30 protein-coding genes and 2 pseudogenes are annotated in these 26,040 nt (G+C 28.2%); 18 read left to right on the top strand and 14 right to left on the bottom strand.

The window, feature by feature from the left end; all coding sequences use genetic code 11:
• Nucleotides 1–82: 82 nt before the first annotated feature.
• The 3 genes from G9F71_RS26225 to G9F71_RS27475 form a co-directional block, all read right to left on the bottom strand.
• Complete coding sequence (locus G9F71_RS26225) at nt 83–520, bottom strand: DUF2178 domain-containing protein (RefSeq protein ID WP_164952327.1); 438 nt, start codon at nt 518–520, stop codon at nt 83–85.
• Entirely contained in the window at nt 501–722 is a 222-nt protein-coding gene (locus G9F71_RS26220; RefSeq protein ID WP_164952328.1) for a helix-turn-helix transcriptional regulator, read from the bottom strand. Before G9F71_RS26220 ends, G9F71_RS26225 begins: the two co-directional genes overlap by 20 nt.
• Nucleotides 723–926: 204 nt before the next feature.
• The gene (locus G9F71_RS27475) at nt 927–1,052 is read right to left on the bottom strand and encodes a hypothetical protein (protein ID WP_263488334.1); all 126 of its coding nucleotides are present in this window, start codon (nt 1,050–1,052) and stop codon (nt 927–929) included.
• Nucleotides 1,053–1,344: 292 nt separating this feature from the next.
• On the opposite strand from G9F71_RS27475, the gene G9F71_RS26215 reads away from it, so the two are divergent.
• From G9F71_RS26215 to G9F71_RS26205, 3 genes are all read left to right on the top strand, one after another.
• On the top strand, nt 1,345–2,586 hold the full coding sequence (locus tag G9F71_RS26215; protein WP_164952329.1) for an Ig-like domain-containing protein: 1,242 nt from the start codon (nt 1,345–1,347) through the stop codon (nt 2,584–2,586).
• Between the two features lie 248 nt (nt 2,587–2,834).
• Nucleotides 2,835–3,461, top strand: a complete 627-nt coding sequence (locus G9F71_RS26210) for a VTT domain-containing protein (RefSeq protein ID WP_164952330.1) — start codon at nt 2,835–2,837, stop codon at nt 3,459–3,461.
• Nucleotides 3,462–3,609: 148 nt separating this feature from the next.
• Entirely contained in the window at nt 3,610–4,170 is a 561-nt protein-coding gene (locus G9F71_RS26205; protein ID WP_164952331.1) for a class I SAM-dependent methyltransferase, read from the top strand.
• 302 nt (nt 4,171–4,472) lie between these two features.
• Here the strand turns inward: G9F71_RS26205 and G9F71_RS26200 are convergent.
• From G9F71_RS26200 to G9F71_RS26190, 3 genes and pseudogenes are all read right to left on the bottom strand, one after another.
• Nucleotides 4,473–4,574: pseudogene (locus tag G9F71_RS26200) on the bottom strand (TfoX/Sxy family DNA transformation protein); the annotation flags it as partial.
• A 19-nt stretch (nt 4,575–4,593) separates the two neighbouring features.
• Nucleotides 4,594–5,826, bottom strand: a complete 1,233-nt coding sequence (locus G9F71_RS26195; protein WP_164952333.1) for an MFS transporter — start codon at nt 5,824–5,826, stop codon at nt 4,594–4,596.
• Nucleotides 5,823–6,260, bottom strand: coding sequence for a MarR family winged helix-turn-helix transcriptional regulator (locus tag G9F71_RS26190; RefSeq protein WP_164952334.1), 438 nt, complete (start codon nt 6,258–6,260; stop codon nt 5,823–5,825). Before G9F71_RS26190 ends, G9F71_RS26195 begins: the two co-directional genes overlap by 4 nt.
• Nucleotides 6,261–6,448: 188 nt before the next feature.
• On the opposite strand from G9F71_RS26190, the gene G9F71_RS26185 reads away from it, so the two are divergent.
• Together G9F71_RS26185 and G9F71_RS26180 are read left to right on the top strand one after the other, a co-directional pair.
• Entirely contained in the window at nt 6,449–7,012 is a 564-nt protein-coding gene (locus G9F71_RS26185) for a DUF4362 domain-containing protein (RefSeq protein WP_164952335.1), read from the top strand.
• A gap of 116 nt (nt 7,013–7,128) precedes the next feature.
• Entirely contained in the window at nt 7,129–7,686 is a 558-nt protein-coding gene (locus G9F71_RS26180; RefSeq protein ID WP_224626936.1) for a hypothetical protein, read from the top strand.
• A 32-nt stretch (nt 7,687–7,718) separates the two neighbouring features.
• On the opposite strand, the gene G9F71_RS26175 is transcribed toward G9F71_RS26180, so the two are convergent.
• Nucleotides 7,719–7,871, bottom strand: a complete 153-nt coding sequence (locus G9F71_RS26175; protein WP_164952336.1) for a hypothetical protein — start codon at nt 7,869–7,871, stop codon at nt 7,719–7,721.
• 2 nt (nt 7,872–7,873) lie between these two features.
• Complete coding sequence (locus tag G9F71_RS26170) at nt 7,874–9,052, bottom strand: ATP-binding protein (RefSeq protein ID WP_164952337.1); 1,179 nt, start codon at nt 9,050–9,052, stop codon at nt 7,874–7,876.
• A 495-nt stretch (nt 9,053–9,547) separates the two neighbouring features.
• Here G9F71_RS26170 and G9F71_RS26165 point away from each other — a divergent pair, with 495 nt between their 5' ends.
• The 4 genes from G9F71_RS26165 (at nt 9,548) to G9F71_RS26150 (ending at nt 13,364) form a co-directional block, all read left to right on the top strand.
• Complete coding sequence (locus G9F71_RS26165; protein ID WP_164952338.1) at nt 9,548–10,042, top strand: GNAT family N-acetyltransferase; 495 nt, start codon at nt 9,548–9,550, stop codon at nt 10,040–10,042.
• A gap of 722 nt (nt 10,043–10,764) precedes the next feature.
• The gene (locus tag G9F71_RS26160) at nt 10,765–12,264 is read left to right on the top strand and encodes an O-antigen ligase family protein (protein WP_224626933.1); all 1,500 of its coding nucleotides are present in this window, start codon (nt 10,765–10,767) and stop codon (nt 12,262–12,264) included.
• 287 nt (nt 12,265–12,551) lie between these two features.
• The gene (locus G9F71_RS26155) at nt 12,552–12,701 is read left to right on the top strand and encodes a hypothetical protein (RefSeq protein ID WP_164952381.1); all 150 of its coding nucleotides are present in this window, start codon (nt 12,552–12,554) and stop codon (nt 12,699–12,701) included.
• Between the two features lie 291 nt (nt 12,702–12,992).
• The gene (locus G9F71_RS26150; protein ID WP_164952380.1) at nt 12,993–13,364 is read left to right on the top strand and encodes a hypothetical protein; all 372 of its coding nucleotides are present in this window, start codon (nt 12,993–12,995) and stop codon (nt 13,362–13,364) included.
• A 168-nt stretch (nt 13,365–13,532) separates the two neighbouring features.
• Here G9F71_RS26150 and G9F71_RS26145 read toward each other — a convergent pair whose 3' ends face one another.
• A complete protein-coding gene (locus G9F71_RS26145; RefSeq protein ID WP_164952379.1) occupies nt 13,533–14,693 on the bottom strand; it encodes a MerR family transcriptional regulator in 1,161 nt (386 codons plus the stop codon).
• Nucleotides 14,694–15,293: 600 nt separating this feature from the next.
• Between G9F71_RS26145 and G9F71_RS26140 the strand changes: the two genes are divergently transcribed.
• The 3 genes from G9F71_RS26140 (at nt 15,294) to G9F71_RS26130 (ending at nt 16,386) form a co-directional block, all read left to right on the top strand.
• Nucleotides 15,294–15,497 carry a helix-turn-helix transcriptional regulator gene (locus G9F71_RS26140; protein WP_164952378.1) on the top strand — a complete coding sequence of 68 codons (204 nt, stop codon included), beginning with the start codon at nt 15,294–15,296 and terminating at the stop codon, nt 15,495–15,497.
• The gene (locus G9F71_RS26135; protein WP_164952377.1) at nt 15,494–15,922 is read left to right on the top strand and encodes a hypothetical protein; all 429 of its coding nucleotides are present in this window, start codon (nt 15,494–15,496) and stop codon (nt 15,920–15,922) included. The genes G9F71_RS26140 and G9F71_RS26135 overlap by 4 nt, the downstream gene beginning before the upstream one ends.
• A gap of 221 nt (nt 15,923–16,143) precedes the next feature.
• Complete coding sequence (locus tag G9F71_RS26130; protein WP_224626931.1) at nt 16,144–16,386, top strand: isochorismatase family protein; 243 nt, start codon at nt 16,144–16,146, stop codon at nt 16,384–16,386.
• A gap of 369 nt (nt 16,387–16,755) precedes the next feature.
• Here G9F71_RS26130 and G9F71_RS26125 read toward each other — a convergent pair whose 3' ends face one another.
• Nucleotides 16,756–16,935, bottom strand: coding sequence for a hypothetical protein (locus G9F71_RS26125; RefSeq protein ID WP_164952376.1), 180 nt, complete (start codon nt 16,933–16,935; stop codon nt 16,756–16,758).
• 289 nt (nt 16,936–17,224) lie between these two features.
• A complete protein-coding gene (locus G9F71_RS26120; RefSeq protein WP_164952375.1) occupies nt 17,225–17,503 on the bottom strand; it encodes a hypothetical protein in 279 nt (92 codons plus the stop codon).
• A gap of 191 nt (nt 17,504–17,694) precedes the next feature.
• Between G9F71_RS26120 and G9F71_RS26115 the strand changes: the two genes are divergently transcribed.
• The 3 genes and pseudogenes from G9F71_RS26115 to G9F71_RS26105 form a co-directional block, all read left to right on the top strand.
• A complete protein-coding gene (locus G9F71_RS26115) occupies nt 17,695–18,612 on the top strand; it encodes a class I SAM-dependent methyltransferase (protein ID WP_164952374.1) in 918 nt (305 codons plus the stop codon).
• Nucleotides 18,613–18,623: 11 nt separating this feature from the next.
• Nucleotides 18,624–19,835, top strand: coding sequence for a hypothetical protein (locus tag G9F71_RS26110; RefSeq protein ID WP_164952373.1), 1,212 nt, complete (start codon nt 18,624–18,626; stop codon nt 19,833–19,835).
• Nucleotides 19,836–19,883: 48 nt separating this feature from the next.
• Nucleotides 19,884–20,030: pseudogene (locus G9F71_RS26105) on the top strand (acetyltransferase); the annotation flags it as partial.
• A gap of 236 nt (nt 20,031–20,266) precedes the next feature.
• Here the strand turns inward: G9F71_RS26105 and G9F71_RS26100 are convergent.
• On the bottom strand, nt 20,267–21,538 hold the full coding sequence (locus tag G9F71_RS26100; RefSeq protein WP_224626929.1) for a methyl-accepting chemotaxis protein: 1,272 nt from the start codon (nt 21,536–21,538) through the stop codon (nt 20,267–20,269).
• Between the two features lie 102 nt (nt 21,539–21,640).
• Entirely contained in the window at nt 21,641–22,006 is a 366-nt protein-coding gene (locus tag G9F71_RS26095) for a hypothetical protein (RefSeq protein WP_224626927.1), read from the bottom strand.
• A 489-nt stretch (nt 22,007–22,495) separates the two neighbouring features.
• Between G9F71_RS26095 and G9F71_RS26090 the strand changes: the two genes are divergently transcribed.
• A complete protein-coding gene (locus G9F71_RS26090; RefSeq protein WP_164952372.1) occupies nt 22,496–23,365 on the top strand; it encodes a DUF4037 domain-containing protein in 870 nt (289 codons plus the stop codon).
• Nucleotides 23,366–23,576: 211 nt separating this feature from the next.
• On the opposite strand, the gene G9F71_RS26085 is transcribed toward G9F71_RS26090, so the two are convergent.
• Nucleotides 23,577–24,065, bottom strand: a complete 489-nt coding sequence (locus G9F71_RS26085; protein WP_164952371.1) for a cysteine hydrolase family protein — start codon at nt 24,063–24,065, stop codon at nt 23,577–23,579.
• A 532-nt stretch (nt 24,066–24,597) separates the two neighbouring features.
• On the opposite strand from G9F71_RS26085, the gene G9F71_RS26080 reads away from it, so the two are divergent.
• Nucleotides 24,598–24,861, top strand: coding sequence for a hypothetical protein (locus G9F71_RS26080; protein WP_164952370.1), 264 nt, complete (start codon nt 24,598–24,600; stop codon nt 24,859–24,861).
• A 650-nt stretch (nt 24,862–25,511) separates the two neighbouring features.
• Nucleotides 25,512–26,012, top strand: a complete 501-nt coding sequence (locus G9F71_RS26075; protein ID WP_164952369.1) for a DUF2798 domain-containing protein — start codon at nt 25,512–25,514, stop codon at nt 26,010–26,012.
• Nucleotides 26,013–26,040: the final 28 nt, after the last annotated feature.

Genomic DNA, 26,040 nt, shown 5'->3' with positions numbered 1-26,040 from the left:
AAGGCATTTCTGCCTTTGGGGCTGGTGTACAATATATGAAGTTACGAATAAATTTATTTAAATATATCACCTAATTATAAAATCAATTTCGCTTGTCATGATAAAGATAACTACTTATTTCAGCAATAAACATGATCGAAATAGTCATGCCGAAGCAACAAATAATGCCGAGATACACCTCATTTTTTGTTACTCCCCATGCAATCATTGATAGTAGTGAAATAGTAGCACAAGTGAACAGTGTAATATTAAAAGCACTGGTTTTTGATTTCATGTTAACTAAATTTACTCGTTCATCATCATTTTGCTCATCTTTTTTTGTACACTGCCTGCTTAAACTTCTATATACTTCTATCACTCCAAATAGGATACAAAAAATATCCAATATAATATACTTGGTAATTCTTAAAGCATTTAAATCATTAAAACGTGTAATTGTATTTGGAATGCTAATTACTGCTAATAATAAAAATACTATACCACTCGCAAATTTCTTTTTATTATATATTTTTCTCTTCATTTTCTAAATTCTCCTTTAAATAATATAAATTTTCAATATCTGTATTAAAAACACAAGCTATCTTATATGCCAGCATAATTGAGGGGTTGTACTGACCTTTCTCAAGTGAAATAATCGTTCTTGAGGAAACAGAAACTAAATCAGCAAGTTGCTGTTGTGTTATATTTGCTAGGGCTCGTAATTCTTTTACTCTATTTTTCACTTATACACCTCCAAGCAATATGAAGTAAGCTTCATGTGAAGCTTGCTTCATACTATCACTATATAAACATATTGTCAATAAATATAATACAATTATTTACTCTCGCTGAAGACAGAGTAGAAAAAGTAACCTGAGAAAAATTCAGTAAATTTTTTTGCCTAAATTTCTCCAAAAGTACTTACCAATACCAAATGTATGGTAAAATTAATCATATATAAGAAATTTAGATATTTCAATTGTAATTTTATGACTAAATGTTGAATGGTTTGCAAGCTCCTTTGAAACTTCATCATCATTATTTGTATGCCTATAACTTTTGAGTAGCATCATAGTTAATGCTTTTGCTTGCGAAAAAGTGTTATGCTAATAAAAAAATTGGACAACTTGTAATTATAGCTATGAACCAATGTTTTTTTCTTACGTTGCTTAACTGATTAATCATACTTATAACTGGCTCTTTTTTTAGTATTTGGAATTATAATGTAAAAAGTCATTAATTTACCTTGAAATTTTTTGAAGATCAAATTATATATATAATTATTAGAAATCAAAGGATTAAAGCAAGGGTTGCTTCGCTACTTTTGCCAATACCTAAATTTAAGATGGGGTGTAAATATATACAATGAAAAAACATATTAAAAACTTAGCTAGAATTTTTATTATTTGTACTGTGTTTCAGAGCTTAAAATGCAATATTGTTTTTGCAAAAGAAAACACTTTAATTAAAACAAATGCAGAAATCGGTAGTTTAAAAATCACAAACGATGTAGATTATAATTTGGAGGTAGATGAAAAAAGTCCTACTGAACATAATAATTTATCAAAATCTGTTAGTGCCAAAGTTAATACTGATTCAACCTTAGCAAGTGTATCTGTGAATAAGGTTTGGAAAATTAAATTTAATAATGAATTAGATATTAATAGTGTAAAGAATAATGTAAGAATTATAGACAAAGATACAAATGAAGAATCAAATATTAGTATAGATTTTCAAGAAAATAATAAAACTTTGAGCGTTTCTTGTAAATATTCACCAAATAAGAATTATACTTTAATTATTAATAAAAATGTTAAGTCAAAAACAAATAAATATTTGAATAGTGAAATTTCAAAAGATTTTATAACCAATAAGGCTATAGAAGCAACAATAACACACATAGCTGATATTAACCTAGCTATACAAGAAAAAGAGGAATTCGAGTTACCTACTACAGTAGATGCACTTATGAGTGATGGTCTTGCTAAACAAGTAAATGTTAATTGGTCTGATTGTCCTGAGAATATTGATGTACCAGGTACATATGTTTTTTGTGGAGAGGTTTCTGGATATGAAAAAAAAGTATTGTTAAATTTAATAGTATTTCCAACTCCTATAGAAAAACCAAGTGATGATAATGATTTACAACCACGAGGCACTTTAAACAAAAACTTATATGATTATCTTATGAATGAAGAAAATAGACAATCAGTAATGAAAAGAGCTATCCAATTACATGATGGAGATTTGAGTAATAATTGTGTATATTTTTCAAGTGAAGCATTAAGAAGAGCAGGGCTTAATAAATTACCTCAATCTGTATGTAATACAGTACAACTTACAAATAATCTAAAAAGTATGGGTTGGAGTATAAGCACAGATTTTTCTAAACTTCGTCCAGGAGATATATGTTTTACAAAAGCTTATGGTTACGGACCTACGCACGCATATGTATTTATGGAATGGGTTAACCCAGGTAAATATGATTATGCTTATATATGTGATAATCAAGGGTCTGAATATGATAATCAAATATATCATAAGAGAAATGTAAATTTTGCCACAAAAGATAAAGATCCTACTACATATTTTATGTACAAGCCTTAACAGGTTGTTAAATATCTTCTTCGAAGCTACAATATTAAAAACTTCATAAGGATATTTATTTCCTTGTAGACCACTGGGGCGGATAACAATTATCAATTGCTATCTGCCCCACTGAAGTTTCTATTATAGTATATCGAAATATATAATTGTTATAATTAGTAGTTATAAAAAAATTGAAAGAAATGGTATAGTAAAAACTAGCAAGCTATGCTATTCTTGAACTAAACTGTACAAGCAGAGGTGTATTAATGACTAAACTATTTAAAAGTATTATTTTTCTATTTTGGATATCAATTGTATTTATATTTTTAAAGTATCAATTATATAATGATGGAGTTTTTAAAACTACAAATTTCTTAAATGCTTATCCCAAATATAGTGCATTATTATTTCTTATAATTGCATCTTTAAGAATTTTCACGCTTGTTCCATGTACAGTTTTTATAGTTATTGCAGCTATGTTATTTAGTCCATTAGAAGCATTTATTTTAACTACAATAGCTAATTTATTAAGTGAAAGTTTATTGTTTTTATTTACAAAACTTACATTTGGTATGAACTATCAAAACAAAATAATAGATAAGTATCCTAAAATATATAACATGATTAAAAAGAATAACGTACAAATCTTAGCCTTAGGAGTTTCTTCACCTTTAGTTCCCTCAGATGCTGTTTGTTTCTTTTCTGTTTTAAGTGGAATCAGCTTCAATAAATACTTTTTAACAGTATTTATAGCTGATACACCTGTTATTCTTCTATATACTTTTTTAGGAATTAGCACAGATTATTCCATATATGTATTCCTTGCTACGCTTGTTGTTATCATTCTAGTTAGCTATTTTAATTTTAAGAAATGGAATAATCAAATTGATTAAAAAGTTATGAGAACCTTGCATTACGAGGCTCTCTTAATTTTTATTAGATGTTAGGTTTACAGTATTCATACTAAAACTGCAATTTGGTTTTAACGAACTTAGCAATGCTAAATTGTTCATGCTTATAATGAAAAGGAGAGATTTTAATATGAGGTTTATAAAATTTTTAATTGAATATGCTAAGTCACCAAGGACTGTAGGTGCTATAGCTCCCAGTTCAGAAAATTTAGCCCATAAAATGGTTGAGGATGTTGATTTTTTTAATGCATCATGTATTGTTGAATATGGCCCTGGTACAGGAGTCTTTACAGAAAAAATATTGAATAAGAAGAAAGATAGTACTATATTTATAGCTATAGAATATAATAGAGATTTTTGTGACATCTTAAATGATAAGTTTAAGGTTGAGAAAAACTTTATACTTATAAATGGCTCCGCAGAAAATTTAAAAGAATATTTAAATAAATATAATATTGATAAGGTTGACTATATAGTATCAGGTCTTCCATTTGCAAGTCTACCACATGCTATGAGCAATAAAATACTGAAAGTTACAAAAGAAATACTTAAAGGTGAAGGTGAGTTTATATCCTTTCAATATACATTATTTAAAATGAAAGTCTTTAACTCATATTTTAGTAAAATTAAAAGAAAAAAAGTACTTTTAAATCTTCCACCAGCTTATGTTTTGAAATGTAAGAATTCTTAATAGAAGTAGCTTATTTACAGGAATATATTTGAAAATGAGGGTTACGAAATACTTAAAGCTGATTAGTTCACTAATAAATACGATTGTTCATAAATCGCAGATTTATGATTGATGAACAATAATAAAACTATTTTGGATTATCCTCATAATCTTGTTCATTCATCCATTTTCTACATTGCTCAATTTTAGGTAACGGATCAAAGCCTTGATCTTTTCCCATATTGAGACACCCCTTACGTACACAACGGCTACAGCATACGCCACATCTTGATTCAAGCATTTTATTCCTCCAAATCATACAATCATTTGAAAATATTATAAAATTCTTTTAACTCTTCTTTGATTTCTCCTGAAAGATTATGCCATCGGATTCCCTGTACTGCTCCTTCTAAAGCATATAGCCTAAAAAAATTAATGTATGATTTAAATTAATTCATTTACATTATCTAGTTTTATTTCTTGATTTTCAATTGAAGACCGTTGTATTAATGCTGATTTTTTTCCATATATAAAATAGTATAAAAAGATAGACAAAAACACAATAGTAGCTAGTGTCATATACATTCCACGAAAACCAACTATAGGTACTATAGTTCCTATTAGTAAAGGGCCAACTCCTATTCCTGCATCCATAAAAATGAAAAAGGTTGAAGTAGCAAGTCCTACTCTGTGCTTAGGTGATGATTTTATAGCAATGGCTTGAGTACAAGTATAGACAGTTCCATAGCCAAGACCTATTAATGCTCCTGCTAACAAAAAAGTGATACCAGTGCCAGCTTGACTAATTAATGCTAGTCCCAAAACAAATAATATCAGTGAAGGATACATCACAGTATTATCTCCTTTACTATCCAACAACTTACCAGTAAATGGCCTTGAAATAAGACAGACTATAGAATATACAAGAAAAAAGAAACTCGCAGCTTGTGTTAAATTAATTTCCAGTGCATATGAATTAATATAAGACAGAATTCCTGAGTAAGCTATCCCCATAATAAATGCAATAATTGAAATAGGAATGGCTTTTTTTTCAAAGAAATCTTGCAATTTAAATCCTTTCATAGCTTTGGTCTGTTCTTTTGTTAATTTTGCTTCAGGAATCTTTGCAAATAACATAACAACAATACTAATTACTGAAAAAACAGTACAAGCAACAAATATTAAATTAAAATTTGCATGTTGAGTGATAAAAAGCCCTAAGAAAGGTCCAATTGCCGATGCAAGAGTTATGCTTAATGAATAGTAACTTGTCCCTTCTCCACGACGCTCACTAGGGATAATATCCATTATAGCTGTTGCCATTGCTGTAGATGCAATACCAAAAACTGCTCCATGTATAAAACGAACAATTAATAATAAGTTCAAATTGTCTGCTGGAAAATATGATATAGCAGCAATCAAGAACAAAATTAAGCCTGTGAATAGTAATTTTCTACGTCCAATTACTTCAATATATTTTCCTGCTAGAATACGTGAAAAAAGTGCACCAATGACAAACATACTAGAAGCAAGACCCGCTTGGCTTTGTGAAGCACTAAATTGTTTAATAGCATAAACAGTCAATGTGGTCATTAATAAGTAAAAAGTTAGATAAAGAAAAAATGTAGTTAAAGTAATAATTGTAAAATCTTTGGTCCATAGTTTAGATTTATTCATTTTTTTCCTCCAGGTTCATTATTTATATTGTTCATTATTTTAAGTAGCACTTGAAAAGTAGTTTCTAAATCCTCCTTTGAAATACCCTTCATTGCATTATCTTCAAACTTTACTGCAATTTCATAACCTAAAACATATGCTTCTTCTCCTAAATCACTTAGTTTGATTCTTCTTTCTCTCTTATCTTTTCCGGGCACTGCTTGGATGAATTTACTCTTTTTCAGACGATCTACAGTACGAGTAACCGACGATTTTTCTACACTTAAATAATCAGCTATATCCACAAGCGTAGAAGGACCAAATTCTTTTAGAAAGCGGATAATCCTCCACTGAGAATGATGAAGATTATGTACAATAATTTCTTTATTGAAGTTGCTAACAAGAGTTCTAGAGAGTTTTAAAAGTCGATGAAAAATCTCATAATAATATGTCAAAAGATTACCTCCTTTAAAATGATTGCCTATGCAACTATATATTTTTTTTTTTAATATGTCAATGATTTAATGTTTAGGTTAAAATCATACATTCCTTTTTATATCCAATTTACGGTAATAATAGTATAATTAAATAAATGTTTTGTGTTGCAACATTAGAATGATGTGAACTAAAAGAAAGGAGCTTTATGAGAAAAAGATTAAATAACGTGAGTGTTATATTGATGTTTGTTTTATTTTCATTTAGTTTGATTGGGTGCAGTGATATAGCAAAGAAAGTTTTAGTGGATAATAATGATTTTAATAAAATAAAGTCTGAATTATCGCTTTTTCCAAAAAAATACAATGAAAATATGGCTGTTAAAGATGGTTGCTTTGTCATTGTAGATGGAGTGTTAGCATCGAAAATAAGTGTTATGGATGCCTTTGTTTCTAATTCTAAAAGCGGAAAATCATCTTCAATAACCATTGTTAATTATATAGATGGAGGAGATGCTCTAATAACAAAAATTGTATATAGTAACCATAAATATTATGGTATATATGATGGTACAAGAGATGCTTTTGCAAGTTTGGAATATAGAGAATTTGAGTATAATTACTTAAAAGTATTTGAAGAAAAAAATAATATAGCCTATTATTTGGTCAATGATGACAAACTATCAAGTAACAATATTTGGAAAAGTAAGATAAGTAGCAATTCAAAGGATTTTATAAATTATAATTTTCTATGTTCTTATAATAACCAATAGAATTTTAACCTTTTAAAAGTATGTCACTTCAGAATATTCTTAAGCTATGTCACAACTGTATAATGTAGCGAACTCAATAATGATATTATAAGAATAGAAATAGGGAGGCTGAAAGCATGGATAAATATCAATTTGTTATCAATATATTAGATTTATACTGGACACATGGTGAAAACGACGAAGAAGATAATCCAGAGGATTTGTGCCTTCATGGTGATGTTTATGTAAGAATAGGTGAGGAGATAGTTGCAGATAACTATTCATGTACAGTAAGTTCAACTGGATTATATTTATTGAAATCGCTTAAAGAGAACCATGTACTCGGAGAAAGTCAAAATCAGATGTTACCCTGTTGTGGTTTTTTTATTATTCCGAATGACGTTGATGATACTGTTGAAATAAGTGGTTGTCCTACAGGGGTAGATTGGTCTGTTTTGCACACTAATGACTATGTAAAATTAATTACAGAAAAAGGAAACGAGGTGGATATAGAACTAAATTCATATCGGGAAATAGTATTTAGTTTTGTGGATAAAATTGAAGACTTTTATAGGAAGTGCCAAGAAAAAAATATTCCACAAAAACATATTCCAACAAATGATTTTGAATATAATGGATATATTAAATTCTGGCGGGAATGGAGTAATAGAAAGAATAAACAAAATTACAAGTAAAAACACAATGTAGCATATCTTCATTTAAATAACTAGCAATGCAATTTAGATACTTTAAATGCAGTATTATTCAGTATATTAGAGATATCCTTAGTATTATGGGTGCTAGAAAGTTCATTTATTTGACTATTCAAGAAATCTAAAACTTCACATATAGAATATTTTAATGATATATTATATTTCATAATTATCTCCCCCATCTTAAATAAAAAAGAAATAAAGGATCAGTTATATAAATCATGTCATCTTTCCATTCTAATACCTTGAAAATATCATCTTTATCAGTAATTATTTTTTGCATTTGAGTCACTGTGTTTTTGATTTTTTGTCTATCTGGTTTGAGAGTATCATTTTCTATTAAATCTGCTACCCTTTCTTTAATATCATCTATTGTGAGTCCCATTAATGGTGGATTTTTAGATAGAGATTCCACTACTAATTTATATAAATCCATTTTTTCACCAAATTTAGTGGCATACATAGTTCTTTCCTTACCCTTACTTAAAGGACCTTTTGAAATTAATTTTATAACATCTGCATAGTCAAGATTAGACGTTGTAAATTTATAAGCTTTCTCTAGGATATCCGATGTTATTTCCTCAGTCTCTCCATTATCAACATTAAGTGCAATACAAATACTTAGACATATATATTGCATAAGCTGTGGTGAAGTTAAGCTTTCTATAGCAATATTTTTAGCAACCTGCTCTGAAATCTTAACATCTAGTTGGTTAAATCCTTTTATAGCTATTTCTTCTAATTCATTTATTTTCCATGCTTCAATATCAATTAAACTTAATCTTCCAGCTAAATCAGCATTATTTCTAATGGGAGCATCTGCTCTGTGTGGTAATGAAATTATAATTGATCTTAAACCTCTCCTTATGGCATCTTTAAGATGACTTGCAATACTCTTTTGGGCTTCATTTGACGCATAATGAAAGTCATCTAAAATTAAGACTTTATTATTACTAGCAAAATATTTAATAACCATATCCTTAGTCAAGATAAAAGATTCGGTTTTACTATGCTGCTCAGTATTGCTAATTTGTTTACTTTCAGTGGTTTTACCCTCAAAAGGTAGCCCAATCTTCTGTGCAATTACACTCCAAAAGTCCTCTCCATTTGAAAAATCAGCACCGGATATGTTAACTTGTCTTTCAAGGGGGATAACTTTTTCACATAAAACAGTTTTACCCATTTTAGACGCACCAATTATTGAAATTAGTGTACCTGATACATTTAGAGCTAAATTAAGCCTTTGCTCGTAGTCTATTCCGAATTTAGACTCTCTTGGTATGTATGTATGCTCTGGAAAGTTGCAGGGTTTAAAAACATCTGAAGATAATAATTTTTTAGTATACATAAATATCACTCCTCCTACAAGTAACCTTATTTTTTATAAATCAATCTATTTAATTTGTTTAATCTAATTATATATAATATTGCCACTTATAAATACTTTTAATCGATTAATATGACTTTTATCTAATCTAATCATATTTCAATACTATTAATAGAATTATATCATATCTTAATAATAATTAATATTTAAAACGTTTTTAATTAATTTAATATATTTTAGTGGATGTCTATAGTATTTAATACATTCTAACTAGGAATCTTTCACTAATATTAATATAGTGGCTCAGATGCCTTAATTGGCAAATCCGGTTCTGAAAGTTGGTATTCGTGAAGATTACCGGCTACTTGCTTAAAAACAGCCATAGTACAATATTAAACTCTGAATACTATCACAGAAGTCCTATATTACTTTTTGTGACAGCTTGCATAAAGCAATGGTATAATATTGATAAAATTATGAATAAGTCATGCTTTTAAAGTATGGGGAGGAATCAAAATGATTTTTCAATCAAAAGGTTTTTATATAGATTTAGTTCAAAACAAAGATTTAAAGGATATTGTTGAAGTATATAATTCAAATAAATATTTTTTAATAAATCATATGGATACGGACATTATTAAATATGAATGGATAGTTGAAGAGTTAGAATCCATGAAAAAAGCCGATTTTTATTCTTGTAAGGTAGTTGAAAAAAGTTCAGGTAAAATAATTGGTATAATAGATTTCAAAATAGGTGAGGAAACTTATTTATCATTATTATTGATACACAATGATTATAAAAATAAAGGGTTTGGAAGATTAATCTATCAGGCTTTAGAGGAATATATTACATCAGTAAAAAGTAAATGTATAAGAATAGATGTAGTTATTAACTATGATGATAGCGTACTTAAGTTCTGGGTTAAAAATGGTTTTTCTAAAATTAAAGATATAGAATTAAATTGGACAGGAAAAATTTTACCAGCTATTATTATGAAAAAATTTCTATAATTAGTTAGTACACATCTTTCTTGTTTTATGTCATACCCTCCACAAAATACTGTCTTGTAGCTGTTTTTTTCACTAATCATTTCAAAATACATATGTTTGAAAACTGTTTTAATATACCTGTATTTGGGAAATATATATTAAATTCTTAAATTCTTAAATTTAAAACTTCTTAAGAACTTATATTCTTTATTAAAGCATCGCCTGAACTTTATAGCTAATGCTAATAAACCTCAAGAAATTGTACTTGCATACAACTTCAATAATTGGTTCAGAAATTTTTGGTTAAGGTGGAGGATACTTAAAGTTTAAGTTATAGCCTTTTATGTGATTTAGATGAAATACATAGGATTATTAAAATAAACACAAAAACTCAAATTCTATGTGGTTTTAACTTTAAAACCATAAAATTTGAGTTTTTTCTTTATTATATAATTTTTTATATTTCATAAAGAAAATGATTTATTCAGTTCCTTTATGCTTATTTATTGATAAAAGATCAACTAAGATAGGAATAGTCCTTACCAAAATTATCTAAAGAATAGCGGATAAATTTTAGGTCAAATATTTGAGTAGAGCAAACAGACTGTCTTTAATGTTATGCACTTTATATATGGGATTTTGTTTATAGCTGTATCTAGTGGGACTTTTTACTTCATTAATGCCATATGGGTTATAATATATGGTATAATTACCATGGTTTGTTTAATAACAGGAGGTAAGAAATGAATTTACTAAAGGATATTAAAGATGGGTCAAAAGAATATTTAGAGTATTTATTAAAATATAAAATGTTAATTTTAGTAGCATATTTAGTTTGTCAATTAGGTATATATATGCTTATAGGAAAAACCAATTATTTTATATTTGCAGCTAGTTTTTTTACAACAATATTTATAATTAGTTCATTAGTTTTAATGTTAAAGGATTCAAAAACTGCCATACTAATATATAATATTTCCATACCAATACTGCCTATGCAGTTATACTTATTAAATAGATTGAATCAAAATAGTATTGGTGCTACAATGTATTTTGTATATTTTATATTTTTAATAATTGGTATAAGAAAAGAAAAATTGAATTTTAAAAAGATTAATATAAAAAGCAAATATGGAATAGTTACCATAGTATATGTTTTCCTATGTGCTATTGCACTAATTTCATCATTGCTAAGTGCTTATAAATTTGAAGCATTTAGATTAACATTTATCGGAGTCATATTTATGCTTCTTTATAGTTTAATATTAATATGTTTAGAAATAAAGCAGCATGATTTTTATAAAAAGATCATTTTATTTTTATGCATAGGAGTTGCAATATCAGGAATACCAGATACTTTTATAGCTCTATATAGTCTAATATTAAGTGGGGAAAATACTCACCTGTATGGAGTATTAGGCAGTAATTTTATGCTTGGATATACTTTAATGGTACTTCCATTTATATTAATATATGCTGTTAACAAAGAAGTTTCAGGCAAGTATAACTCTATATACAAGTTACTGTTATTAATTGAGATTGTTAATTTATGTACCTCAAGATCTAGAGGTTTCTTGGGTGCGTTAATAATAACCTTTGTAGCTATTATTATAATAGATCATAAAAATTATAAAAAATATTTAGTAGTGTCCCTATTAATACTAGGGTGTATTACCTTTAATGTATTCCAAAGGGGTGAAATGGCAGAGATAAAGGAATCAATTGTAAATGTTGGAGTGCCTAAAATTGAAGGAACTGTAGCAAACAATAAAGGATTCTTTTATCAACTAAGTGAACAGACTCGTAATAGAAGGCCTATCGGAGCAGCAGCATTTAGAATGCTAGAAGATCATACTTATATTGGAGTAGGTCCAGCTAATTTCAAGTATTATTTTCCAGCATATGCACCGGAACTAAAAAAAGCATACATCGATGCTCATAATATATTTTTAAATGTAGCTACTGAATTCGGCGTACCTTTTGCACTAGTATTTTTCTTTTCTTGGTGGGGTACCATGTTTAAAGCTTTAATATATGGATTTACTAAAAAGAAGAAATATAATAAAAGCATTATACTTCCAACATTTATTGGTATGACCTCCCTTATGGCATATGGTAATGTTACAGGCCAGGCATTCATTACTTCAAAGCATCCTATAAGCGTGGTTCCAGCATTTGTATTAATTAGTTTAGTGACTATTTTATTAATAACAGTAAAAGAACAAACTATTTCAAATGACTAAAAGTAAACTTAGATGTTAAATCATTATCTACAATGCTACAATATTGTATTTTTCACCATTTATGGGTGGACACGCTGTCTTAAAGAACTTGGGTGTTTTTGCCCATCCCCCCGAAAAGGTGGAAAAAGCAAATTATCTGAAAACTTTTTAAATATTCTATGCCAAGTTATAAATGTGTAAATAATTTTAGAAGTGTATATCTAACTAGAAATTAGTATGGGAATTTACTCCTGTACTAATTTTTTATTTTTGATGTGGAATGTTCAAGAAGCAATGGCTTTAAGCAAATGAAATTTGAATGTCAAAATAATAATGTACCTGCCTGTAAGTTTTATGATAAACATGGAGCTGTTTTAAGAAAGATTGATGAATATGCTTATTATAATGATGTTGATAGTAGGGATGAGATCCAATTTATTTGGTATCTTGATTTGTAAGTAGATATTGATTATGAGCATACTATGAAGTAGAGTTAATTCGCACACTTAATATATTAAGTGTATATTGATATTCTGAATGTAACACAATACCAATTGAGTTACATTCACATTGCTCCTATTCCTCATTTTGAGTGGTGTAAATATACTCTATTTTTAAAATTAGGAAATAAATTTATATGTAATTATGTTAAATATTTGAAAAATAATACTAATATGTGTATAATTAAATAAAGATATACTGGTAAATTTAACCTATATGAAACATTATACATAAAAGAAGGTGATTGTATGCATAAAAAAAGACCTTTCGGTATAACACTACTTGGATGTTTATATATTTTGTCGGCAATAGCAATTATAGTAATGATAATTACCAATCCTACAAAAAAATTTGAAACTTCATTTAAGTTTGGAGTATCAATTATATCAGGAAATGTTCAAATATTAATATTTGCTATAATTTCTTTGATAATAAGTTATGGATATTTAAAACTTAAAAAATGGGGCTACTGGGCTATGATAATTTACACAATATGCTTTTTAGTTGTAGGTAATTTTACCCTTTCCTTCCTTATCGCAAATATGATAGGCTCAATTATAATATTAGTCTATACTTTTAGCAAACGAAATTATTTTCTTGACAAGGGTTTATGTGAATAATATCCATAAAATGCGAATTAAATCATCTCCTTCTGAGCTGTAATTAACGACTTCAGAAGGATATTTAGAACTATTCTTTTTGGGCTCATATTAAATTAAACTCAAAGAAAACGCAGGTTTTTAGCCTGTGTTTTCTTGTTTAAATAGTAGATTAAATCATTATATTCATTACTTATTATTTTCAGAATAAAATTTTAAAGCTTCTCCGATAAATTTAGATGCACCATTTCCATATTTATCATCAGCTACTTTTATCCACATAGAATCTGACAAATAAAGTTCTGCTGTATAGCCCCAATGATTTTCTCCCTGATCTACTTTTAAAGCTTCATTCTGTTTTTTGCTCTCATTTGCTATTTGTTCAACAATTTGTTGAATCTCTTTTGAAGAAGGATCTTTACTTAAGTCATATGTAAATTTTTCATATAATGTATTTATTTTAGGCAGCTTATCTGCCAAATAATTTTTTAAGGCTTCTCCTATAAATTTAGATGCACCATTTCCATATTTCTTATCAACTTCTTCTATCCACTTAGGATATACTAAATAAATTTGTACCATAGAGTACCAATAATCATCTCCATTATCCATTTTGAAAATTTCATAATCTTTTTTAGCTGTATTTGTTATCTCTTTCGCAATTTGTTGAATTCCCTTTGACGAAGGATCTTTACTTAAGTCAGATGCAAGCTTTTTATATAGTTCTTTTAATTTAGGATGTTTATCTTCCAAGCAATCTTTTTTAAACTCATTAAATTGTTCTTCTTTAATAAACATGTCACTATTAAAATTTTTCTTCATAGCTTTAACATATTTTTCAATATTTCCATATTGCTTTATAGCCATTTTAGCAATTTCAGCTTCCTTAGATTTACATGTTTCAATAAATTCATTATATTTATCTATACTACCATAAGATTTAATTATAATATCTTTGTGTTCAGTTTTAAACTCTTCTAGTGCATTATAATATTCACTCATATCAAATTCTTTAAAACTCATTGTGTTTTCTCCTTTTAATGTTTTATTTACAAGCTCTATTAAATCATTCAATCTGTTGCGTTTTAAAATAAGCAATTTTTCATGACTTTTTAGTGCTTGCATTTTATCAAAGTGGGCACTAGCCATGATTTCTTTAACTTCTTTTAGTGGTATATCAAGTTCCTTAAAAAATAAAATCTGTTGCAAGGTTTCAAGAGATTCATCGTCATAAAGTCTGTAACCCGCATCTGTGAAATTACTTGGCTTTAACAATCCTATTTTATCGTAGTAATGTAGCATGCGCACACTTATTCCTGTCAAATCCGAAACTTGTTTTATGGTTTTCATTGCTGCACCCCCAACTTTGATTTTAGAGCTATCAATACTGTCTAACACTCTCCGGCTATGAGTTTTTGTCAATATAATTAAATCATCTTCTGCGAAGCTGCAATATTAACGACTTCAGAAGGATATTTACCCCTTTATAAACCTCTGGAGTAGATAACAATTCTCAATTGTTATCCCCCCACTGAAGTTTTCTTTTTGTTATAAGTACAGGTCTCCCACTTATAGAAGTAGGAGACTTCCTTCTGAAATGTCGTCAAACTCTATTTTTATATTACACTATGACATAGTGTTAGGGTCAACACTTTTTTAAAAAAATTTAGTCCTTAAGCGTGTAAATATATGGTTACAATTAATCCTGACATATGCACATCAAGTATTTGAGAATACTAATCATTTAATATGAACCTTCAAAAATACAAAAAAAATAAATATATCGAACGCTTTATATATTGTTAATAAGAGTATTTAATTTTGATAGGTGATTAATTAGCCTACTATTTTTTTGTTATAAAAGGAAAGCAAACTTTACATTTTTAAAAAGAAGTGATATTATATAAAAGGAAAGCATGCTTTCCTTTTACTTGTGTGAGGAGTGGTATTATGAAAAATAGATTAGAGAAACTACGAAAGGAGAGAGGTATAAACCAAGAGGATTTAGCAGGCGCATTAGGAGTGTCAAGACAAACTATAGGCTCTCTGGAAAATGGGCGTTATAATCCATCTATTATATTAGCCTTTAAAATAGCCAGATATTTTGATATGTCACTGGAAGATATTTTTATTTATGAGGAGGAATTAAAATGAAAAAAAATATTTTGTATGGGGGAATAGTTTTTATACTTTGCGGTGTAGTATTGGTTTTTGCAGGAGTTTTTATTGAAACATTAAAGCATGGTTCAAGTATATTTGGATGGGGGTGTTCATTGATAGTTTCGGGCATTTTTAGCATATATAAATATTATCATTGGTCAACTCCAAAGAATAGACCTATTTATGAAGAACGCCTAAAGGTAGAAAAAATAAATCTTAATGATGAGAGAAAAGTAATGTTAAGACAAAAATCTGGTCAGGTTATGTATCAAATTATGCTTTATGTATTATTAGCTATAGATATGATTTTTACATTAGTAAATGTTGATACGTGGATTTTGTTTGTCCTTTGGGGATTGACAATATTCCAATATATTGGTGGCTTGATTGTTTATAAAAATTTGTCACGGAAAATGTAGTGCTTTTCATAAAAAGTACACTAACCCAAAAGGCAGCAATGCCTTTTTTCTTAAGAATGATGATAAACAACTATTAAATTTTAAAATCCATTTTTTTACATGAACATAGACATTTTTACTTCCGTTATTAGATAAACAGGGAACTGTTTTAAGAAAGATTGATGAATATGCTTATTATAATGATGTTGATATTAGGGAGGGGGTATAATATAAAGATATTTTTGAACTTAAAACAACCTATCACTTTATTTTTTCTATTGATAGACTATCTAGATAATGAGGGAATAGATCAATTAATTATTACAGGTATACAAACAGAGTATTGCATTGATACTACTTGTAAAGTTGCATTTGAGTATGGGTTTAAGATGATTATACCAGAGAAAACAAATACAACATTTAATAATGGGAATATATTAGCAAAGGACTTGTATGAGCATTATATCATTAAATTTGGGTTTTAATATATTTATAAAAATGTAGTTATTTTAAAGCATTAAATACATTAGTATTTGGTGCTTTATTGCTCAGCTAAATTTAAGACACTTCCTAATTAGTAATTTGCTTACTCCACATTTTTGTGGTGATAGGCAAAAACACCCCTATTCTTAACTTCTAAAGAATATTAATTCTTAACTTCTTTAGAAGTAATATTCTTTAACTTACTTAAAATCCTTTTTCTTCCACTGTAAATTCTTTATTGAATTATCCCTTGCTGACATTCGGTCCTTAATTCATGTTTTAAAATATGATAAATTAGTATTAATACCTTTTTAAAGCCTCAATAACAAAATGACTCTCTGTTTCACTATCTAACATAATTGTTTATTTTATTAATTCTCTTTTGGAATTTTTACATCTGTGGAATATACAAAAGAATTACATATTGAACAATGATAGTTATTCGTTATAATTTTTACAAGGTTCTCCTTATCAACTTTTTCATCTTTCTCATATGTTGATAAAACCATATCTCTCAATGCATTACAATGTGGGCAAAATTGGTTTGACATTTAAATAACCTCCAATAATTTATTAGTTATATTATTCTATACATGTTATTATAATCTAGTTTATTTTATTGTGCAAATGCTTTATAAATCACGAAGCCATGAGATATCAATCCCTCACTCTCATAATATTTAACTTTATACTAACAGTGTCTATAATGTACAGGTCAAGTCTTTTATCTTGGTTTTCCCTTACATAATAAGTTGTTCTTGAGGCATCCGCAGTTAATGGAAAATATATCATAGTAAAAAGCCTATAAAAATTTTAGTAATTTTTTATAGGCTTCTATTTCTACATGCTAACTTTAGATATCAAAAATACAATTGGAAATGGCATAATAATAGCTATTATACAATGTATATATCCCAATTTCTTTGATTTTTTTATAAAAATATATTCTAACCCATATAAAAAGCAAGATATAGCAGCTACAATTGTACTTAATATAGCAACTAGGTTAAGAGTAGTATGATTTCTATTATTACTATAATAACTAAGATAAAATGTATATACAAATAAAATCTGTGAGATTACAAGTAATGGTAGCTTTAATTTTATTATTTTCTTCATAGAACCTCCTAACTTTTCTTATTAAATAAATATTTTGCTATGCTATTGTATTAAAAAAACCACCACTATAAATGTGACGGTTTTGTAAATTATTCATTTTTTCTACCTTTATTATACCACAAAATAAGGAAAATTTCAAGTCTTGTACTGTTAGCGATGAAATGGTATTAATTATTAGAGGTGATAATTTTATGGAACAAAAAAGCAGCATGACTGCATTGGTAAGTGCATTTTCAAGGGCATATCATTCAGTGCAAAATGCAGAGAAAGTATTTGATGATTACTTGGCAAAGGACATTTTAACTCAGAGCGAATACGAACAAATTGCAAGTAATATGTCAAAAGGAATCAATTTCTTCAATCCATCATTTGATGGTACAAAGGGAGAAGCTTTGCGTTGGATTGTAGATAATCAATTATCTCCATCCCCACTTGGTAGAGCGGCATTTGCAGAAAAAGCACTTGAAAATGCTGTGAGAATTGGCGCAAAGCAATATATGATTTTTGCTGCCGGATATGATACATTTGCATATCGTCAGCCTGACTGGGCATCAAAAATTCAAATCTTTGAACTTGACCACCCCTTCACTGGTTCTGACAAGCAAAAACGTATTCAATCAGTAGTATCAGAAAAGCCTGCCAATCTGCACTATGTATCTGTGGATTTTACAGAAAACAACTGGGAAAGCAATTTAATTGCCTGTTCAGAATTTTCTCAAAGTAAAATCAGTTTTTGCAGTTTACTTGGGATAAGCTACTATTTATCTAAGCAGACTTTTGCTGAAACAATCAACACTATTTCACGTATTGTACCAAAAGGTAGTAGTATTGTTTTTGATTATCCAGACGAGGATACCTATACCCCAAAAGCAGGAAGGCGAGCCCAAAATCAAGTAGCAATGGCTGGTGTGGCTAAAGAAAAAATGCTTGCAAGCTATTCTTATTTAGAGCTTGAAAGGCTATTGGCTGATAACAATTTCTTGATTTATGAGCATTTGACACCAAGTGAAATAACAGAGCAATATTTCAAAAAATATAATCAAGCAAATCCAGATCATCCTATAGCAGCCTTTGACAATGTGAATTATTGTTTGGCGGTGAAGAAATAAAACCAATATAAATGAAAGGAGAAATTATGTTACAAACACTAGAGGTTCATAAATTATTAAGCGGTAATATATTTAAAACCAATTTGTTTTTTGAAAATAGTATGGTTTTTATAGAGCGACCAGATTTCTTTACTAAGCCAGATCAGCAATCAGGCTATATTAGTATTCAAAGATTTAATTATATAACCCAGGATTTCTATAAATTTCAATTTAGTAAACCAGTTGACTTAATTACATATACGAGTTGTCATTCTGTAATTTATTATGCATATATCAATAATGAAAAAGGTAATTATTGTATAAATTTAAATAAAGTTAATTGTATTAATTGGAATGATGAAAATATACTGACTATTGATATGGAAGTTAGTGAAGATAATGAGTCTTATGGTTATAACTTAGAAAATAGCATTATTACTGGACTAAGTGAAAGATACGTATTATTGGCAATCCCAAAGGAAAACTATGAATTTGGAACACCATTTTTTCATAAGGTATTTTTAATTGATTCTTTTGAAAATAAAGCCTACTTAATACCGGACACAATTAAAAAATTAGATACTTTATTGAGAATAGATGACATTAATATTTTAAATAATGGAGAATATGTTATGTTTAAAACAGGACGAATTAGGCCTTTTGAAAAAAGAAAAATTTGGAATAACCAAAAAGAAAAAGGCATTTTTGCAGAATATCCCGATCATTTAGAAACTTTGATTGTTTGCAAACTGGATGAGTTTGTAAATAATACCAAATGTGAATTAGAAATACCTGAAAATAACCTTATACAAAGATGTGATATGAATAGTTGCTTAAGTGTTATTGGAACTGATAACGATAAAATTATCTATTTAACACAATATTTTAAGGAAAATGTCACAGAGGTGGTCTTTTTTAATTTTAAACTTAATCAAACAGAAATTATTAAAATAAAAGAAGTGTTTAACCATATAGCATATTTTAATGGAAAATTATATGGGGTGTTGAACAACGAGAAATGTATAGAGATCTATGATATTAATAAAAAACAAAAAATATTCACCACTAATACTGATGAAGGTATAATTTATATAGATGATGAAAATATTGTTACGTGTAAATGTATAAGCGGCGAATTTAAGAACTTGTTTACTGTTAACAACTTGATAAGTGGAAATATAACTACTTTTAAAAGTAGATTTAGTGAATTTGTTTGTGAAAAAAACATGTTGGTGTTATTTTAATATACTAATACTTTCCATTTGATACTCAAACTTTGAATATCAGATATTGCTAAAATCATAAGAAAACGCTTTGATGATGATTTAATCCAATATCTACTAGCCTTAAAATGGTGGAATTGGTCAGCAGAAAAAATATTTAATAATCTTGAAATCCTTTGTAGTTCAGATATTGAAAATATAAAAAATATAGAGTAATTCACTTGACTAAAATGAGCATAGAATAAGGTAACGATTTGTGCAAAAAACAGTTACAAGACAGTATTTCCATTTTTGATGAATTATAAATCAAAAACAGAACTACTATTTTGTGGCTATTATGACGTAAAAAATGAAAACTATTATATAATTATCCAATTGCCTACCGCAGCATAATGAAATTCATAGACCTGTGTCAAGTTACTCATTAAAGATCAGGATATTTATTTCTGTTTTTATTGAACTTTATACTTATCTAGAAACTGTTTAAGTTTATCTGAAGACTTTGTAAGGCTACTAATAGATAGGGTTATTTCTTCAATAGAAGAAACTTGCTCATCTGTTGAAGCTGCAACTTCTTCACTTGCGGCAGCATTTTCTTCTATTACATTAGATATATTATTAATTGCTTTTTCAAGGGAAAGAGAATTCTTATCAATAATTTGGGTCTTTTTTGAAATCTCTATAATTTCATTAGTTACCTTGGAGGTTGAGTCTTTTATTTTCCAAAATATATTTTCTGTATTTTTTATAGATTCAGTTTGTTCCTCCATGGATTTTTGGAAATTTCCCATTTTAGATACAGTTTCATTTATTCCATTTTGAATTGCTTTAATTAAAGCTTCAATTTTACTAGTTGAACTGCTAGAAGACTCAGCTAATTTTCTTATTTCATCAGCCACAACAGCAAAGCCTTTACCTGATTCCCCAGCTCTTGCAGCTTCTATAGAAGCATTTAATGCTAACAAATTTGTCTGAGATGAAATACCATTAATAACTTCAACAAATTGAACTATATCAGCTGATTTTGTTGAAAGATTTAAAATCGATAATGAAACTTCTTCAGTAGTATTTTTACTATCTAACATTTTACCATTTTGAAAATTAATACTCGAAATACCTTGTGTAACTATTTCATCTGTTTCCATAGCTAGTTTTTTCATATGATTAGTAGCTTCAGTAACTGAATCTAAATCCTTTGTTACACTGACTACCATATCATTACTTTGCACCGCTAGCGCAGACTGTCTAGTTGCACCATTTGCAACGTCTGAAATTGTTTGTGATATTTGTTGTGAAGTTTTAGCTGCTTCATCGGAGTTTTTAAGAATGTCATTTGATGAAGAAGCCACTAAGTAGCTCATCTCTTTTGTTTCTAAAATTAAAGCTTTAATGTTTTCAATAAACTTGTTAAATCGAATAGTTAGAAATCCTAATTCATTCTTAGAAAAAACAGTTCCCTGTATAGTAAGATCTCCATCTTCTGCTTTCTGCATAAGCACTTGAAATTGGTTTATAAACTTCTCAATATTTTTATAAGTTAGTAATGTCATCAGCGTAAGTAAAATAATTATACAAACACTTATAGCAATAATAATAGATAAATACAATTCTAATTGATTATTTTTGTTTTTAGATGCCAAATTCATACTTGCTATATGAGAATTTGATTTATCTCTTATTGATTTAACCAAAGCATCCATATCATTTGTTGGGGGTTTATCCATTCCTTTAACTAAGGTATCAACAATTTTATAACTATCTTTATTATTTTTGTCATAGCTTTTTAACGCATTAGTATAATTAATTTGCAGTTGGTCAAGTTCACTTTAAACCTTATCAACTAAAACGCCATCTATTCCTAGTGAAACCATTGAGGTCTTTAAAACAGTTAATTCAGTTAGTACATCTTTGTTATATCCTGTAAATTCGGCAAGGTACGTATTGTATTTAGATTGATCTAAACCTCTTAATAATAAATCTTTCCAAGCTTGTACTTGTTTTTTAAAAGTTACTTGAATATTTCTAGAGTTATCAACTAATTCAATATACTTATTGATAGTAGCTACATCATTTTGACCCTGCTTCGTAGTACTATTTAATGAATTAAAAGTAAAAATTCCCATACCGGCTATAAATACTAACATGAAAACCACCAAAAGTAATAAATTCCCTTTAATACCGCTATTTCTCATGACTTCACCCCTTATTATAATATTCTTTCTTTTATTGTTATTATCTTTCCATTCATTTTAACTCTTACATCAAAATCTATTATTGCATATTTTTAATATTAAAAATACTTTTTATTTCAAATTTTGCTAATTTGTGCATCAAAATAAAAAGAGCTATAAAATGCAAATTAAATAACCAATAAAATACTTCGAATGTCATTGACCTAAGTACCAGTTTAAAGGATTGATATATCTAGGGTTTAATCATTAAATGATAAAGCTCTTATTTTTTTACTGAAAACAAGTTCGTTAAAGTAGAATTATACTATTGATAATGCTACCTAAAGTAATTATAAAAAAGAATATGAAAATAAGACTTAACTTAAAAAGTGTGGATTTAAAAAAAAATTTTAACTATTTTATTATACATTTAATGGTATTTCAGCGGGTTTGTAGTATATAATAATTATACTGTTTTAATAAAAAAACTATGAGATAGGGGGACTTATTATGTCAAAAGATATATTTAATAAAGAGTGTGAAACTAGAATTAAGTTAGCAAGAGAAATTGCCAGTAAATGTTCAATAGAATATGGAAGGGAAATTATTATTGTTGGTTCTGTTTCAAGAAATCTTGCAGATGAAGATTCTGATATTGAAATAGAATTTTTAGTAGATAATTTAATATCAGAAGAAAACATGATTAATTGGATTAAACAGATTGGAGGAACAGATATACATCCCTATGGCGTACCACTATGGGATGGATCAGTTTGGATAATATTCAAGTATAAAAATTATTGGATTGAATCTGGATGGCAGACTATTAGTAGCATGAAAAATAACATAATTTCAATTATAGAAGGTAAAGTAATTACCCATGATAAACTTATTCTTGCTTCAGTATTAAAAGATGCAATTTTTATCAGAGGTAATGGTATATTAAGTGATTTACAAGGACAATTAAATCTTTATCCAAAAGAACTTCAGAAAGATATTATAGCAAATACAATTGAACCTTGGACTATGGGTTTGGCAATAGATGTTAGAAAAATGCTATCTAAGAGAGAGGATAAAATTCCATTCCTTCAAAGAATTATACCAGATGTCCAAAAGATTTTAAGAATTTTATATGCAATAAATAGACAGTGGGAACCAGATTGGAAATGGACAAAATATATAATCAGTAATCTAGAGATAAAACCAGAAAATCTAGAAGAGAGGATAGATTCAATTATATGTATAAAAGATACTAAAGAGAATTTAAAGAATTGTTTTGAGTTAATAAAGGATACATTATTACTTATACCAAAAGACCTTGAACTAGGTGAGACAGTTGCAGCTATATTAAAAAATATTGATACAACTACAATAGTATAATAGTATTCAATTGAATTTTACGGCATTTTTAGGGATACTCAACTATTCCTGCAAAAAACAGCCACAAGACAGTATTTTCCCATTTTCGATAAACTGTAAATCAAAAACTTAAAAAAAAATTTGGCACTACTGATAGGATGGGTTACTCATTGAATAGCCCATCCGTCATGACTCAAATTGAGTATTGATTCTGAATTACATCTCACAAAGGTTATTTCAAAAAATACTCAAGGGCTCCATAGCTTACAACAGATCTTAAGGACTGAATGCCTTTAATTTCATCATCATCAAACCCCGCGATACCATTTTGAAGCAAAAAAGTATTATAACCCCTTTCAATAGCACCATTGTAAGTAAATAGAACACAATGCTCTGCTGCAAATCCACTTATAACAATACAGTCTACACCCTCACTCTTTAGAATAGTATCTAACTCTGTTTTCCAAAAAGCATTGCTATAGGTTTTATGTACAAATAAATCATTATCTGATACTACTAATTCTTCTACACATTTAAAGCCCTCAGTCTCTGCACCCCCTGCTTCAATGTCCTGTATGATTACCACAGGATATTTTTTCTTGCGGAAATATTCACTGATTTCATTAATATATTCTACTGCTTTTTCAAAGGATAGCCTGCAAGATGTGGATTCTTTACAATTTTTTTGCATGTCTATTACTAAAAGTGCTACTTTTGACATAATGTCCTCCTCCTATCACTCTTAATGATTAATCATTAAGTTTACCACTATTTTTGTTAACTCTTTTAACTTAATGGCTCATCACCATATGTATTCATTTAAAGAATGTAACATATATATAATTTTACTAAAACATTCTACTTTCTCCAAGTTAAAAATTAATTAAAATAATACTTTCCGTCTATAATAGATTCTCACCAACATTTCTCATTAAAGAGCAGGATATTTATTTCTGTTTTGAGGGGTCTGGAGACCATTAGAAATCTAGTGGTGTGAATATAGTCCAATGTAGCAACTTATAATTTTAGAGCTGTTAACGAAGGTGCTATTCAAAAATATAACCCAGGGTTTTTAGAATATATAAGTACATTAGTTTTTAACCCAATTTGAGGTAATAATGGTATAATCAAATAAATTATTTGTATCATAATGGTTGTTTACTTATAATTTAGTTCTATTCTTTTATTGTGCAGTTATCACAAAACTATGATTGGTGAACAATTTATTATGGTAAATTAAGGAGGTCTAATGAATGGAATATATATTAGCATTTATACTTTTATTAATAGGCTTTATATTTGGAAAGTTATTGTTGAAACAGTCAAATAAGAATTATGATTTAAATTTACTAATAGTTGCTGTTTTTTTCTTTGTTCTTGGTTCAAAAACAGAGGTGTTTAGAAGCAATGATTTTGATTATAATATTATGCTTTCAAATATAGTACCCCCTTTTATTTTAGGGGCTTTAATAAGAAGGTATATAAACAAACATTTATATAAAAAATGTAGTTATTAAAGCATTAAATACATTAGTATTTGATGCTTTATTTCACTTGAAATGATTTTTATGGTACAAGTATAATTTTACATATATTGGGACATAATCTTAATAATAGAATCTATATAAGGTGAGGTTGAATGTATATGAAAAAAATAAAAGTGAAAGTTGGAATAGATAAAAGTAAATTAATAAAAGGTGACAAAAGGGTAGTTGCTTGTGGTAAGAACTTTTGAAATATTTGTTAGATTAGTAGCTAATATAAAACTATCCAAAAATCCAATTAAATTCTTAACTTCTAAAGAATATTAATTCTTAACTTCTTTTAACGACATTTCAGAAGGAAGTCTCCTACTTCTATAAGTGGGGGGATAACAATTGAGAATTGTTATCTGCTCCAGGGGTCTACAAGGGGGTAAATCTCCTTCTGAAGTCGTTAATATTGAAGCTTCGCAGAAGATGATTTAACTTTATGAGTATGTTGCCGTACCCTTAAATATTATGTGTAATTTTAACAAAATAAACAAAATAAAATTAGGCTATTACATGAATTAAAAAATTATGCTACACTATAAAAGTCAAATCAAATTCAATGCGTTGTACCGACGGTCATATCATCGTCGATACAGCGCATTTTTTTTAATTTAAGTAAAATCGAGGAGGAAATTATGGAAAAATGTATGCCTAGAAATGGGAAAGAAGGATTAATTTACGGGGGTATTATATGTTCATTGACTTGCATATTCATGGCAACTATGAATATTTCTATTAACATGGGTGGAGTGTCAGGAAAAGCAATAGTTACATCGTTAAAAGCATTTCCATTAGTTTTTATAATCGCAATGATACTAGAAACGTTTGTTGTAGGAAAGATAGCAGGTAAACTAGTGAATGTTTTTAGTTCACCAACAGATAGTTTAAATGCTCATATTCTGTTTAGGACATTTTTTACCGTTATTGGTATGTCCATTATTATGACAACTGTGGGAGGTACTTTAGCAAGTGGATTCAGTCTAGAAGTCATTAAAGAGTTCCCAATTTCCTGGCCACGCAACTTTTGTGTAGTTATATTTTTGGAACTGCTTATTGTACAGCCTATTGCAAGAAATGTGATGAGAATAATACATGACAAGAATGAACCTGATTTAGATGATAGGTTAAGTGCATAGAAACAAAAATGTTTTTAGCAATGAACAA

The organism is Clostridium sp. FP2 (assembly GCF_011065955.2).
Classification (GTDB): domain Bacteria; phylum Bacillota; class Clostridia; order Clostridiales; family Clostridiaceae; genus Clostridium_AD; species Clostridium_AD tagluense.
Note: the sequence above shows the minus strand (reverse complement) of the source record. Positions and strands in the feature narration are given on the sequence as shown.